The following is a 13,779-nucleotide window of genomic DNA, read 5'->3' on the forward strand; positions in this document are numbered from 1 at the left end:
AAGGGCTCTGCCGCGCATCGACATCAATCCCGGCGTGTCGTCGATCTTCGATTTCAAGTTTGAAGATTTCACCCTCGTCGGCTACGACCCCTGGCCGCACATCAAGGCGCCGGTTGCGGTTTAGTGGGTGCTTGAAGTCTGAACGGAATCCGTTGGCTGCGACTTGATACCAACCGTACTTGCTTCGATTTCGTTTGATCCCTTGAGAGGGACTACCGACGCCACGCGGTCCATCGTGTCGTAAGTGACTTGCGCACTCAGTTGAGTCCCGTTGAAATAGCCCTCCGTCGGAGTTCCGACGGCTTCCCAAAGACCCAAAGTCGCGACGTCAGCGGCTCCGTGGAGAATCGCTCGGCCAGCTTTCGCACCACCGCTGTAGCCCTGCGTAAAACTGAAAATTTCGGTGCGGACGCCTTTATCGTACTGACTGCTGACGGGCGGGCCCAATTCGGCGATTAACCGCGCCCGAGGTTGTCCGACGGAAAGGACGGACAGGTCTTTCTCATCTGGTTGGTGAGCGGCCATGTATACCGCGCAGCCGCTGCTGACGGACCCAGCCAACAAGCTAACTGCTATGGCAACCGCGCGGAGGACGCTTCCCTGCATTTGCCGTCCCCCATTTGTGCCCTTATGAGCGGAAGAGTAGGGCAAGCTCCGTATACTGCGCAAGCTTCCGAAGAGCTCGTTCGGCGAATTCTGAGGCAAACAAGTACCTATCCACAGATCGTTTGCTTCAATACGGTGCGGTTGCTATCGATCGCCCATGAACGACATATCCATTTCACTTATCGTTGCCGTAGCGGAAAACGGCGTCATCGGACGCGACGGCGGCCTGCCGTGGCGGCTGTCGTCGGACCTCAAGACCTTCAGGCGGTTGACGATGGGCAAGCCCATCATCATGGGCCGGCGCACGTTTCAATCGATCGGCAAGCCGCTCGACGGTCGCGACAACATTGTCGTCACCCGCGATCCCTCGTTCGAGGTCGACGGCATCTCGACATGCGAAAGCGTCGTCGATGCGTTGACGCTGGGGCGGGTTCTCGCGACTACGCGCGGCGGCGACGAGATCATGGTCATCGGCGGCGCCGGTGTTTTCGATGCAGCGCTCGCCGTGGCCGACCGAATTTACCTGACCCGCGTTCATGCGACGCCCGAAGGCGACACGCATTTTGCTCCACTCGGTGCCGAGGCTTGGCGTGAGGTGAGCCGCGAACCGCTGCCGCAAGGTCCGCGCGATGACTTCGCGTCAACCCTTTTCGTTTACGAACGCCGAATAGAACAGGCTGAGTCCGACCTTCAAAGCTCTTGAAGCCCGCGCGGCACTCCCCACTTCTCGGATTAGCCAAACGGAGCGGAATTTGCGATCGGTCCGTTCCTGCCCTATAAGCTCCGCAAAACTTGGTTTTATCTACCTCGCTCAGGCTCTTGCGGTTCATGTCGTGCATATGGTGTCGATGCTCTGCCGTCCGCTTCGCGGCTCGGCGCAGTTTGCCGCGATCTCCTGAAGCTCTAATCTCGAAAAACTCTAATCTCGAATGAGGCTCTGATTTATGCCCTGGAGTAATCAAGGTGGCGGCGGCGGCGACGGCGGGCGCAAAGGCGGCGGGCCGTGGAGTCAGGGACCCTGGGGCTCAGGCGGTGGCGGCGGCAAGGAGCCGCCCGATCTCGATGAAATCCTGCGCCGGGGACAGGACAGAATGCGCAAAGTGATGCGCGGCGGCGGTGGCGGCAATGGCGGGGGCGGCGGCGGTCTCGGTGGCGGTGTGCCGAAGCCTTTCCTATTTTTGATTGCGATGTTGCTGCTGGCGGGCGGCGCTTTCTACGGCTTCTTCTTCCGCGTCAATCCGGACGAGCAGGGCATCGTTCTCCGCTTCGGCAAATTTGACCGCTGGGAGCCCTCGGGGCTGCATTTTCGCTGGCCGTATCCGATCGAAGAGGTGCGCCTTCCCAAAGTGACGCTGCAGCGGACGATCGAGGTCGGTAGCGGGCGAAGCAGTTCCGGCACTCCGAATAGCGGCTTGATGCTGACGGGCGACGGTAGCGTCGTCGACGTGCGGTTCGTCGTGTTCTGGCGCATCAATCCCGACAAGGACCCGACGACCGGAGATACCGGCGTCGAGCAGTACTTGTTCAACATCGCTCAACCCGAGACGACCGTGCGCGAAGTCGCCGAGAGCGCCATGCGTGAGGTCGTTGGTCAGTCGAACCTGCAGCCGCTTTTGACCGGTGGTCGCCAGAAGACGCAGGAAGACGTGCAGAAGCTGATGCAGAAGACGCTCGATTACTACGGGGCGGGCATCAAGATCGATCAGGTGCAGCTCAAAGAGGTCGACCCGCCGGAAGAAGTCATCGGCTCGTTCCGCGCGGTTGCGGCGGCAGCGCAAGAGCGTGAGACGCTGATCAAGCAAGCCCAGACTTATGCCGATCAAATGGTGCCGCGGGCGCACGGCGATGCCGATCGCATCATCGCGGCCGCCGAAGGCTACCGGGACCAGACGATCGCCGAGGCGAGAGGTCAGGCGGGCCGCTTCCTCAAAGTCTATGACGAATACAAAAAGGCGCCCGACGTGACGCGAGAGCGATTATTCCTTGAAATGCAGGAAAAAGTATTGTCCGGCACCGACAAAATCATCCTGGATCAGAAGAGCGGCCAAGGCATCGTGCCGTACCTTCCACTAGATCAGCTCCAGAAGCGCGAGACCGAGGGAGCGAAGTAACATGCGCGCATTCTTTGCATTCGTTCTCACCGTTCTCGGTCTTGCGGCCATCGCACTCTATTCGTCGGCCTTCGTCGTGCATCAGAACGAGCAGGCTCTAGTGCTGCGTTTCGGTAATCCGCAGCAGGTCATCACGACACCGGGGCTTAAGTGGAAAGTTCCGTTCATCGATACCGTCGAAAAATTCGACAAGCGTATTCTCGATATTGATACGACCGAGCAGGAAGTTACGGCTTCGGACCAGCAGCGGCTGATCGTTGACGCCTATGCGCGTTATCGGATCACCGACCAGCTGAAGTTCTATCAGAACGTCCGCTACGAGGATCGGGTTCGCGAAGTGGTTGGACCGCTGATCGAGTCGGAGATTCGTCGCGTGCTCGGTTCGGCGACGCTGCAGGAAGTCGTGAAAGACAAACGCGAAAGCCTGATGAAGCAGATCGCCGATCAGGTGAACAAGGAAGGGCAGGAGTTCGGCCTGGAAGTCGTCGACGTGCGCATCAAGCGGGCCGACCTGCCGAAGGAAAACCTCGTCAAAGTTTACGACCGGATGCGCGCCGACCGCGTGCGCGAGGCGACGGAGCTCAGGGCGCAGGGTGAAGCCGAAAGCAATCGCGTCCGCGCCAACGCCGACAAGGATGTGACGATCATCAAGGCCGATGCAACCCAAAAATCGGATGGGATCCGTGGCGACGGCGAGGCCGAGCGCAGCAAGATTTTCGCGGATGCCTTCGGTCGCGATCCCGACTTCTTCCGCTTCTACCGGTCGATGCAGGCGTATAAGACGGCGATCAAACCTGAGGATACGCGGATGCTGCTGTCGCCCGACAGCGACTTTTTCCGCTACTTCAAGGATCCCACCGGCGGCGTGAAGCCGGCATCACCGGGGCCAGTTCCTCAGCAATGAGCGATCTCGTGGCCGGGCTTGGGGTGGCTCTCGTACTCGAGGGCCTGCTGTGGGCGCTCGCACCGGACTTGGCGCGGCGTATCGTTGCGCAAATCGCGGGTCTCGCCAATTCCCGCATCCAAATGGCTGCGGTCGTGGCCGTCGCATTTGGCGTTCTTCTGGTCTGGCTGGTCCGGGGATAAGCAGGCCGAGACAGATCGCCAACTTATCCCCCCACGCCCGCGATATGCTACGATCGCCACGTTGACGCTCTGATATTGCGCCAATTAACGCTCATTGTGCCCGTAGGAAACCGTTGGGCGTTTCAATTTGGAGTTCTGGAATGACCGAATACGGTTCCGCGCTATTGTTCCGCACGCTCCTGAGTTCCCTCCTCGGATTGGCGATGCTGCCGAGTTCGGCACATGCCTTCAATCAGAACGGCCCGGCCTCGGTCGCTCCGCTCGCGAAGCGTCTTTCCGACGCCGTCGTCAACATCGCAACATCGCAAACCGTCAAAGGACCCGAGGGCGTGCCGCTACCGCGCGTGCCGAAGGGGGCTCCGTTTGAAGACTTTTTCGACGATTTCTTCAACAAGCGCGGCGGCGTTCCGCACGCCGACCGCAAGATTTCGTCGCTCGGGTCGGGCTTCGTCATCGACGGCAAGGAAGGCTTGATCGTCACCAATAATCACGTGATCGAAGGCGCCGAGGAAATCGTTATCAATTTCCATGATGGTTCGACGCTGACCGTCGAGAAGATCATCGGCAGGGATACAAAAGCCGATCTGGCGTTGCTCAAGGTCACGCCGAAGAAGCCGCTCGCCGATGTGAAGTTCGGTTCTTCCTCCAATATCGAAGTCGGCGACTGGGTCATGGCGATCGGCAATCCATTCGGGCTCGGCGGATCGGTATCTCTCGGCATCATCTCGGCGAAGAGCCGCGATATCAACTCCGGTCCCTACGATGATTACCTGCAGACGGATGCGGCGATCAATAAGGGCAATTCGGGCGGGCCGCTGTTCAATATGGACGGTGAAGTCGTCGGCGTGAATACGGCGATCATTTCGCCGACGGGCGGATCGATCGGCATCGGCTTCGCGGTTCCCTCCGATACGGTCGCGGGCGTCATCGATCAATTGAAGCAATACGGTCAGGTGCGCCGCGGTTGGCTCGGCGTGAAGATCCAATCGGTCACGGACGACATTGCCGAAACGCTCGGCGTCCCTGAAAACAGCGGCGCGCTCGTTTCGGCCGTGACTCCGGATGGTCCGGCGGCGAAGGGCGGACTTGAACCCGGCGACGTGATCATGAAGTTCGACGGCAAGGAAGTCTCGAGCATGCGCGGCCTTCCGAGGATCGTCGCGCAAGCAACGATTGGCAAGTCCGTCGATGTGGAGCTTCTAAGAAAAGGCCAACCGAAGACCGTGCAGGTTACCGTCGGCCGTCTCGAAGACGATGACAGCACCGACGATCAGAGCAGCCTGACGGAGGGCGATCCGAACGCTCCTGCCGGGACGGCCGTCTTTGGTTTGAAGCTCTCGACCCTAACGAAAGAGCTGCGCAAGAAGTATGGCCTCGACGACAAGGTCACCGGGGTCGTCGTCGAGGAGGTCGATCCGCGAAGTCCGGCGGCGCAGAAGGGTATTAAGCCGGGCGACGTCATCGTCGAGGCGGCTCAGGATTCAGTCACGCAGCCCGACGACGTCGCCAAGAGCATCGAGAAGGTAAAAAAATCCGGCCGCAAGGCGGTGCTGTTCCGTGTCGAAGACGGCAAGGGCGATTTACGTTTCGTTGCCGTGCCGCTTTCATAACGGGCGTGGTTTTGTTGATCAGAAACACACGCTAGGAGGAATACGTGTCCGACCGCCAGGGCCTTCTCGACACGATTTTCGAGACGTTGTCGCCAGTCCATCCGGACGGCCATAAATTCATAGCGATCGGCGCAGCGGTGACGCTGCTGTTCTTTCTGCTTTACCCGCCTCTCGGCTGGATTTGCGCTGCCGTGACGGCTTGGATCGTGTACTTCTTTCGCGATCCGCTGCGCGTCACGCCGTTGCGGTCCGGTCTCGTGATCTCGGCCGCGGACGGCAAGATTTCCTCCGTCGAAAAGATAATTCCGCCGGCCGAGCTCGGCATGGGCTCCGAGGAGCGGGTTCGCATTTCGACGTTCTTGTCGGTGTTCGACGTTCATATCAATCGCGCTCCCATCACCGGCCGTATCACGCGCTCTCTCTACGTGCCGGGTACCTTCCTGAATGCGGCGCTCGACAAGGCGAGCGAAGACAACGAACGCCGCATTATCGTCATCGAAACGCCGGCCGATGGCGAAATCGGCGTCGTTCAGATTGCCGGGCTCGTGGCGCGGCGGATCGTGACATTCTCCGCGATAGGCGAGACAATTGGCGTTGGGCAGCGATTCGGGCTGATCCGCTTCGGTTCGCGAGTGGATGTTTATTTGCCGCCGGGCAAGGGCGCGCTCGTCAGCGTTGGGCAGCGAGCCGTTGCGGGCGAGACTGTTTTGGCCGATCTTCAATCATTGGAACCGGAGCGGGAAGCGCTGCGCGGGTGAGTGAGGCGATCGCGCAGCTGATCTTCTGAGCGTGGTCGAGGAGACCTCAAGTGGATCCTGATGAGCCATTACTCGAAACAGAAACGCGCCGTCGCCGTCGCCGGTCGCTGTTCCGTCACCGACGCGTCCCGGTCAGGATGCTGGTGCCTAATTTCTTCACGCTGCTCGGTCTTTGCGCCGGGCTGACGTCGATCCGAATGGGCATCGAAGGGCGCTACGATCTGGCGCTTGCGGCTATCGTTTTCGCGGGTTGTCTCGACGGCATCGACGGGCGCATCGCGCGGCTGTTGAAGGCGTCATCGCGCTTCGGCGCCGAGCTCGATAGTCTCGCTGATTTCGTGAATTTCGGCGTGGCTCCGGCATTCCTCGTGTTCAACTGGGGCCTCGGCGGATTGAAGAGCGCCGGCTGGATCTGCGTGATGATCTTCGCGCTTGCGTCAGCCCTTCGCCTTGCGAGATTCAACACGGCGCTCGATGACGAAAAGCCGAAATGGCAAGCCAACTACTTCAGCGGAATGCCGACGCCGGCGGCGGCGATAGCCGTGCTGCTGCCGGTCTATCTCTACCAGCTCGGCATCGAGGAGCTTAAAGACCCGTGGGCTCTGAAGATCGTGCTCGTCTACACGCTCTTCCTCTCTTTCATGATGGTGTCGTCGATCCCGACATACTCCGGCAAGCTGCTCGGTGAACGCGTCGGACGCGAATGGGTTTTGCCAATCTTCGTCCTGGCGGTTGGCCTCGTCGCGATGCTTTTCACGTATCCCTACGAGACGCTGACGGCTTTGACGCTTGTCTATCTGCTCTGCATTCCGTTGAGCTGGCGGAACTTCCGCGACAAAATCGAAGAGACGGAGGGCGCCGCAAGCGCGCCGGAGGAAAACGTGCACGCTCCTCAGACGGAGCCGGAGGGCGATACGCAACCGGCCGCCAGCCGTGTCTTTACGCTTCGGCCGAACGATCCGCAGAATTAACGTTCGCGAGGTAGGCTGCGGTTGATGTCTGGTTCGGCTTGTCGGGGTGGGCCTGAGCGCTACTTCGTCTCTTCCGGTGCGCGATTGTAGATGTCGCCGTTTCTCAGGATGTCATCCTCACCGAGATACGATCCGATCTGCACCTCGATGATTTCGACCGGTACTTTGCCCGGGTTTTCGAGCCGGTGCCACTGCGTGGCGACGATGTAAACGCTCTCGTTCTCACGCACGAGCTGTTCTCTTTCGCCGATCACGACCTGCGCCGTACCTTGAACGACGACCCAATGCTCCGAGCGATGATGGTGCATTTGCATTGAAAGTTTGCCGCCGGGCTTGACGTGCAAAAGTTTGACTTGGAAGCGCGGCCCGATATTGAGCGTTTCGAAGTAGCCCCAGGGCCGATAGTTTCTGAGGTGCTGCTCCTGCTCTTTGCGGTTCGACTGCTTCAGGCGTTTGACGATCGTCGAAACTTCCTGCGTACGGTTCTTGTCGGCAACGAGGAGCGCATCGGGCGTATCGACAATGATGAGGTTTTTGACGCCGATCGTCGAGACGATCGACCTCTCCGAGTGCACGTAGCAGTCGGTGGTATCCTCGAGAACGGCGTCGCCTCGGATGAAGTTACCCTTGTCGTCGCGCGGCGCGATATCCCAAAGCGAAGACCACGACCCAACGTCGTTCCAGCCAACGTCGAGCGGCAGCATGGCCGCGGCGTCCGTCCTCTCCATGACGGCGTAATCGATCGAAATATCGGGAGACGCCGCGAATTCGGTTTTGCCGAGACGCAGAAATCCTAGATCTTCCGAAGCATTTGCGAAGGCCAGGCGCGCGGCTTCGAGAATTTTTGGCTCAAGGCGCGCGATCTCTTCGAGATACGTCTTGGCGTTCAGCACGAAAATGCCGCTGTTCCAGAAATGCTTGCCGGTCGTGAGGTAGGCTTCGGCGGTGGCGCGGTCGGGCTTTTCGGCAAAATTATCGACAGCGTAGGCTGTGCTCTCGAAGCCGGGAAGTGCGGTGCCCTGCCTGATGTAGCCGTAACCGGTATGTGGTTCGGTGGGCTTCACTCCGAACAATACGAGTTTGCCGGATGCTGCAACGTCCGCGGCGCGTTTGACGTCTTCTGCGAAGCGTTTTTCGTCCTTCACGACATGGTCGGAGGGCATGATCGCCAGAATGGCGTTGGGGTTGTCTTTCAGCGCCACGAGTGCCGCGACGGCAATGGCCGGAGCTGTATTGCGGGCGATGGGCTCAAGAACGATCGCGTGCGGTTTTAGACCGGAACGGTCTACCTCCTCGCGCACGAGGAAGCGGTGATCGTTGTTGCAGAGAAGGATCGGCGGTCTGAAGCTCGAATCCTGACCGAGACGTGTCAGTGCAGCTGCGAGAAAGCTGGAACTCTGACCGCTAAAGAAGCGAATGAACTGCTTCGGATACATCGCCCGGGAAAGGGGCCAGAGCCGCGTGCCGGAGCCGCCCGAAAGTATGACTGGGTAGACGTCACTCATCGGCACGGCGAACTCCTTAACGTGTGCAGTCCAGGTCTAAATTGGGGCATACGCCGGCGCAAGTACTCCAGGCTGACGACATCCGGCTACCGAGCGTACGCAATTAGAATGGGCATTTGGCGCGGCTGATGCCTGTTACCGGCCGATCGGCGCACCTCAGTCGTCTCCGTTTTTGCACGCTCAATGTCTTTTACATGTTGAGTGCAAAGATCGCGCCGGGCGCCGATCGGCGTTTTCAGGACGGACGCGTTAACCGCTCGCGGAGCGATCGCAACGAACTTGTCTCGGCTGCCGGGATTGATCGCGGCTGGGGCCCTCGGATGGGCTCCGGAGCCGGCCCGGCCGATCGCATTCCCGTCAACGAGCCGTGTTCGGGGTGGCGCGTCGCTTGATATCCGGACGGGCTGGCATCACGCCGGAATGGCGGCGCCTGCACCCGCCCATCGGCGTTCACGTCGCTTGTCGAAGCCGGTGGCGTCAAATTAGGACGCTGCGCCAGGGCGTCGCGCAGGGCCTCGTCTAGCGGGCCAGTTTCACGCAGGCCTATGGCGTCCGCCATCATAGACAGGTTGTGCATCGAGTCCGTGCCGGCCGGTATGGCCAAAGCTCGCCAACGCTCGACGATCTGGTCCAGGAACCCTTCGTCTCCGAGGGACTTCTGCCATCTTTCGGAGAAGCGCGCGGTCGAGGAACGCGGCAATGCGTGTTTCGGCAATTCGTCGAATTTGATGCGGACCGGAAGCGCCATGCCGTCGCCGAATGCGATCGCTTCGCGCTCGCCGAGAGACGGCAGAAACTCGAGCAGCCCCGAGCCGGTGTCCGCGACCGCCGAAGCAACGATGGCTTGGTCACGCTCGTTCGACATGCGCAGCGCGAAGACGGTATTGCACTGGGAAAGGATCGTCGGATCGATTTCAGCGGGACGTTGCGTGACGATGCACAGTGATGCACCGTACTTGCGGCCTTCCTTGGCGATCTTGGCGATGGCGCGTTTGCACGGCTCGAAGCCCAACGCCGCATTTACGGGAACGTAGCGATGCGCCTCTTCGCAGACGAGCGTGACGGGCACTTGACCCTCGCTCCATAATGCGAAGTCGAATGTCATGCGGCACAGCACGGAAACGACGACGTTGACGATTTCCGATGGGATGCCGGTGAGCTCGAGAATGGTGATCGGCTTGTTGTTGACGGGCACGCGGAAGATCCGGCTCAGGACCTGCGCCATGCCGTCATAAACGGTCACCGACCCGAACATGAACGAATAGCGACTATCGCGCGAAATGGTTTCGATGCGGTGCTTCAGCGTGCGAAGCGGCGCCAGATCTCTCTTGTTTTCGAGCTTGCCCATGCGGTCGTCAATGAGCGAAACGAGGTCCGAGATGCGGTATGGGACCGGCGTATCGACCGTGAAACGCGTCTGATCGGGGCCGCCGCGCCGGCCCTTGTTGTCAGCGGAACGGCTGGTGCTGTAGCGGTTCTTGGCGACCGGGATGAGGTCTTGAAGGACCTCGGTTTCGGCTTTGCGCTCGCCATCGCCGACGAGCACCTCGATCAGCTCTTCGAACGTCAGCAACCAGAACGGAAGTTGCATATTTCGCGGTGAGATGACCTCCGCCCATTCGGTGAAGGCCGTCGCGTATTCGTTATGCGGGTCGAGCAGGACGATATGCGCCGCCGGATTCTTTTCGAGGATCGAGCGCAAGATCAGCGCCGTGGTGCACGACTTGCCGGTGCCGGTCGTGCCGAGCACGGCGAAGTGCTTGCCGAGCAACTCGTCGACGCGGACCATTGCCGGGATCGTGCTGTCTTGCCGGATGGAGCCGACACGCACCGCTGCGCCGTTGCCGCCGCAGAAAGCAATTTCAAGTTCAGTCTTCACGGCGACGCGGACGCGATCACCGAGTCCGGGGTAAACGGTGACGCCGCGATTGAAAAACGAGCGCCCGGTATCGGTGGCCTTCAACAGCTCGCCGACGAGACCAAGCTCCGCGATCCAGACTTCGTTGTCGCCTTCGCGTTGCGATGGCACCGGCACGCTCAGGGCAGAGACGATCGCGAGCACGGTGGTATTGGTGGTGTCGATCGCGAGCAGAGTTCCCATTTCCGGGCGGTCGGCGAGCGAACGAATGCGGGTCTCGCTGGCCGCATCGAGCAGCACGATCGCCTTCGATCCCGTCACGGACACGATGCGGCCGATGGAAGAATCCAGCGGGCGGCCTTTGTCTTGCTGACTGCTCATGCCCTGCATATTGGTTCCATTCTCAGGCGCTCAAACCACGGTCACTCGCCATTTCGGTCGAGCTTACAGCGTTGACGCTGTCCCGCGCCGGAAGCACGATCGCGACATCCGTGCCCGTACCCTTCGTCGAACGAACTTCGAGGCGACCGCCGTGCAATTCGATCAGTGCCTTGGCGATCGGCAGTCCAAGTCCGGCTCCCTCGCGCCAGCGCGAACGGCCGCCGTCGACCTGACCGAACGGGGTCATTGCGATTTCGATTTCTTCGGCGCTCATGCCGAGGCCGCTGTCGCGAATGAGGATGACAACGCCGTTGGTGCCGGTGCGCCGGGATTCGATTGAGACGATGCCGTCCGCCGGGGTGAATTTGACAGCATTGGCAAGGATATTCGTGAAGACCTGTTTGAGCTTCAGAGCGTCGCCTCGCACCGCAGGCAGATCCGGGGCGATGGAAATTTGCATTTTTATGCGGGCTTCGGTCGTCAACATGCGAAACGACTCTGCGCTGGCAACGAGGATTTTCCCGACATTCAGTTCGTGACTGTCGAGGGTGTATTTGCCGCTCTGCATCTTCGAAATATCGAGAATGTCATTGATGACAGAGAGAAGATGACCCGCCGCATCGCTGATGAGCGTTGCGTATTCGATGATTTCCTTGTCCGGCAGCCGCCGTTGTTGATGTTGGCTGAGCAACTTTGAAAAGCCGATCACGGTATTCAACGGTGTCCGCAATTCATGGCTCATGTTGGCGATGAATTCGGACTTCACCTTGCTCGCGAGTTCGGCCTCGATGCGGGCAGAATGCTCAGCGACGCGCGCACGATGACGTAGAACCGCATCGCTCAGCAGCGACGCGTATTCATTCATCAGCGAACTGGATTTCGGGCTTCCGACAGATCCAAACAGCATCAAGCGCAGCCTAGCGCGGCATTAGAACATCCCCTTCAATTTATGGGCGAGTGCCTAACTCAAGGTTAACCCCGCGATAGCATAACGTCGCGCGTTGCATTGATCGGACGATCGTTCGATCGTCAATACAACGCGAAAGGTCTTGTTAATTTATTGCGCGGGGATTCGGCCCGAGTTCAGCGCATGATGAACTTGAACGGCTGAGTGAAGGCCAGCGGCTTTATGCTCACTTCCGGCGGGATCGGAGGGAACGGCGCGGCGCGATCGAGAGCAGACGTCGCGGCCTCGTCGAGGATTTTCGAGCCCGAACTCCTCGCGACCTCCTTCGAAAGAAGCTGTCCGTTAAGACCGATCGTGAACCGCATGACGACGGTTCCCGCGAGATGCGAACGCGGGTTCACCTTGGCCTTCTGCACGTGTTCGTTGATCTGGCCGAGGTAGAGGCCGAAGGCCTTGGCGTCGCCGCCGGTCTTCTCGTCTCCCGAACTCTGTTGCGTGAGTACGGCAACCTGCTCGGGTTGTTCTTTGACCTGGACGACCTGCGGCGCGGGTGGCGGCGGCTCAAGCGGAGGCGGTTCCTCTGTCTTGACGACTTCCTGCTCGATCGTGCTCGCGTCGGAGGCGATGACGTCGCGGAGCTCGTCCGGCTTGATTTCCTGCGGCGGCGGTGGAGGCGGCTGCTCGACCGGAATGACCTCCGCCGTTTCGATGGTCTCCATGTCGTTGCCGAGCTTGGCAAGGCCTTCGGTCGCGATGCCTTGCTCGACGAGAACGATATCCGTGCCGTGACCGACGTCCAAAGCTTCCGAGTTCACCTTCTCCAAGGCCGGCAGCATCGTATAGCCGACCGATGCATGGACCAGCAGCGACATAACAACGGCAGTCAATCGTACCCAGCTCATTACGACAACCAATGCGTTCAGTTACTAATCGTGGCCGTTCCCGACGACGGGGGTGGCTGAGATAGGAGAGAAACACGTGCAAACCCCGACTCGCCCACCCGGCCGAGCAATTCCATCACGTCGCCGTATGCCGTCTTGCGGTCAGCCCGCACGTAGACGACACCGTCGCCTTCCTGAGTTTTAATTTGCATTAGACGCGGCACGAGCGTCTGCGGCGTCACTTCCTCGTCGCGGATGTAGAGTTTGCCATCTGGCGCGAGCGTGACAACCATCGGCTTCTTCATGGCGCCAAGCTTCGAAGCTGACGTTTTCGGCAGGTCGAGCGGCACGCCTTGGACCATCAAAGGCGCGGCGACCATGAAGATGATCAGCAGTACGAGCATGACGTCGACAAACGGCGTCACGTTGATTTCGGCGAGCGGCTTGTAGCTATCGCCGTCCTCACCCGATGAGCTGTTGCCGACGGACATTCCCATCAGTGTACGTCCTTGATGCCATTGCGCGATAAGGTGCGCGCCAAGCCGGCGACGGCTGGTGTCATGCGGTCAGACGCGCGGCCGAGTGCGACTGTGATCTGGTTATAGGCAACGACGGCGGGAATTGCCGCAGCGAGCCCTACGGCCGTTGCGAACAGGGCTTCCGCTATACCGGGAGCAACGACGGCAAGACTCGTATCCTTCGTCTGGGCAATCGCCGTGAAGGAATTCATGATGCCCCAAACCGTCCCGAACAGTCCGATGAACGGTGCCGCGGATCCGAGCGTCGCCAGAAATGGCAGACCCGTCTCAAGCTTCTTCAGCTGACGCTTCGTCGCGCCGCGCATGGCGAGTTCGAGGCGATCGCGCACTTCGCCGTTGGAAGCGTTCTGCTCGCCTTCCGTCCATTCGGTGTGGGCGGCGTCGCTCACGGACCTAAGGAGCCCGCCGGATCTGCGCGATTGGATCACTCCGGATTTGCTGCTCGCTTCAAGAACATTGATTTCACGATTGAGAAGCCAGACCTTCACGAGCTTTTCGAACACCAGAGCCCAACTGACGAGCGAAGCGAGAAGCAGGCCGATGATGATGCTCTTCACCACGATATC

General features: G+C 60.0%; 14 protein-coding genes. 8 read left to right on the plus strand and 6 right to left on the minus strand.

What is annotated here, in order from left to right; genetic code table 11:
- From VN623_RS02315 to pssA, 8 genes are all read left to right on the plus strand, one after another.
- Window positions 1-124: thymidylate synthase (locus tag VN623_RS02315; protein WP_325567734.1), on the plus strand; the 124-nt coding region annotated here is incomplete at its 5' end.
- A 639-nt stretch (window positions 125-763) separates the two neighbouring features.
- Window positions 764-1,309: a dihydrofolate reductase gene (locus VN623_RS02320; protein ID WP_325567710.1), complete on the plus strand. Its 546-nt coding sequence runs from the start codon at window positions 764-766 to the stop codon at window positions 1,307-1,309.
- A gap of 241 nt (window positions 1,310-1,550) precedes the next feature.
- Window positions 1,551-2,717, plus strand: coding sequence for an FtsH protease activity modulator HflK (gene hflK / locus VN623_RS02325; protein ID WP_325567712.1), 1,167 nt, complete (start codon window positions 1,551-1,553; stop codon window positions 2,715-2,717).
- Window position 2,718: 1 nt separating this feature from the next.
- Window positions 2,719-3,621, plus strand: coding sequence for a protease modulator HflC (locus VN623_RS02330; RefSeq protein ID WP_325567714.1), 903 nt, complete (start codon window positions 2,719-2,721; stop codon window positions 3,619-3,621).
- A complete protein-coding gene (locus VN623_RS02335; RefSeq protein WP_325567716.1) occupies window positions 3,618-3,803 on the plus strand; it encodes a DUF2065 domain-containing protein in 186 nt (61 codons plus the stop codon). The genes VN623_RS02330 and VN623_RS02335 overlap by 4 nt, the downstream gene beginning before the upstream one ends.
- 140 nt (window positions 3,804-3,943) lie before the next feature.
- Entirely contained in the window at window positions 3,944-5,413 is a 1,470-nt protein-coding gene (locus VN623_RS02340) for a Do family serine endopeptidase (RefSeq protein ID WP_325567718.1), read from the plus strand.
- 44 nt (window positions 5,414-5,457) lie between these two features.
- Entirely contained in the window at window positions 5,458-6,171 is a 714-nt protein-coding gene (locus VN623_RS02345) for a phosphatidylserine decarboxylase (protein WP_325567720.1), read from the plus strand.
- A gap of 50 nt (window positions 6,172-6,221) precedes the next feature.
- Window positions 6,222-7,142 carry a CDP-diacylglycerol--serine O-phosphatidyltransferase gene (gene pssA / locus VN623_RS02350; protein WP_325567722.1) on the plus strand — a complete coding sequence of 307 codons (921 nt, stop codon included), beginning with the start codon at window positions 6,222-6,224 and terminating at the stop codon, window positions 7,140-7,142.
- Between the two features lie 59 nt (window positions 7,143-7,201).
- Here pssA and VN623_RS02355 read toward each other — a convergent pair whose 3' ends face one another.
- The 6 genes from VN623_RS02355 to VN623_RS02380 form a co-directional block, all read right to left on the minus strand.
- Window positions 7,202-8,647 (minus strand): mannose-1-phosphate guanylyltransferase/mannose-6-phosphate isomerase, encoded by a 1,446-nt coding sequence (locus VN623_RS02355; protein ID WP_325567724.1) that lies wholly within the window; start codon window positions 8,645-8,647, stop codon window positions 7,202-7,204.
- A 235-nt stretch (window positions 8,648-8,882) separates the two neighbouring features.
- Entirely contained in the window at window positions 8,883-10,886 is a 2,004-nt protein-coding gene (locus tag VN623_RS02360) for an ATP-binding protein (protein WP_325567726.1), read from the minus strand.
- A gap of 22 nt (window positions 10,887-10,908) precedes the next feature.
- Window positions 10,909-11,751: a HAMP domain-containing sensor histidine kinase gene (locus VN623_RS02365; protein WP_325567727.1), complete on the minus strand. Its 843-nt coding sequence runs from the start codon at window positions 11,749-11,751 to the stop codon at window positions 10,909-10,911.
- A gap of 218 nt (window positions 11,752-11,969) precedes the next feature.
- Window positions 11,970-12,680, minus strand: coding sequence for an energy transducer TonB (locus tag VN623_RS02370; RefSeq protein WP_325567728.1), 711 nt, complete (start codon window positions 12,678-12,680; stop codon window positions 11,970-11,972).
- A gap of 32 nt (window positions 12,681-12,712) precedes the next feature.
- Complete coding sequence (locus VN623_RS02375) at window positions 12,713-13,171, minus strand: biopolymer transporter ExbD (protein WP_325567730.1); 459 nt, start codon at window positions 13,169-13,171, stop codon at window positions 12,713-12,715.
- Window positions 13,171-13,779: MotA/TolQ/ExbB proton channel family protein (locus VN623_RS02380; RefSeq protein ID WP_325567732.1), on the minus strand; the 609-nt coding region annotated here is incomplete at its 5' end. The genes VN623_RS02375 and VN623_RS02380, both read right to left, overlap by 1 nt.

Origin of the sequence: Hyphomicrobium sp., from assembly GCF_035572195.1 — a bacterium.
Lineage (GTDB): Bacteria > Pseudomonadota > Alphaproteobacteria > Rhizobiales > Hyphomicrobiaceae > Hyphomicrobium_B.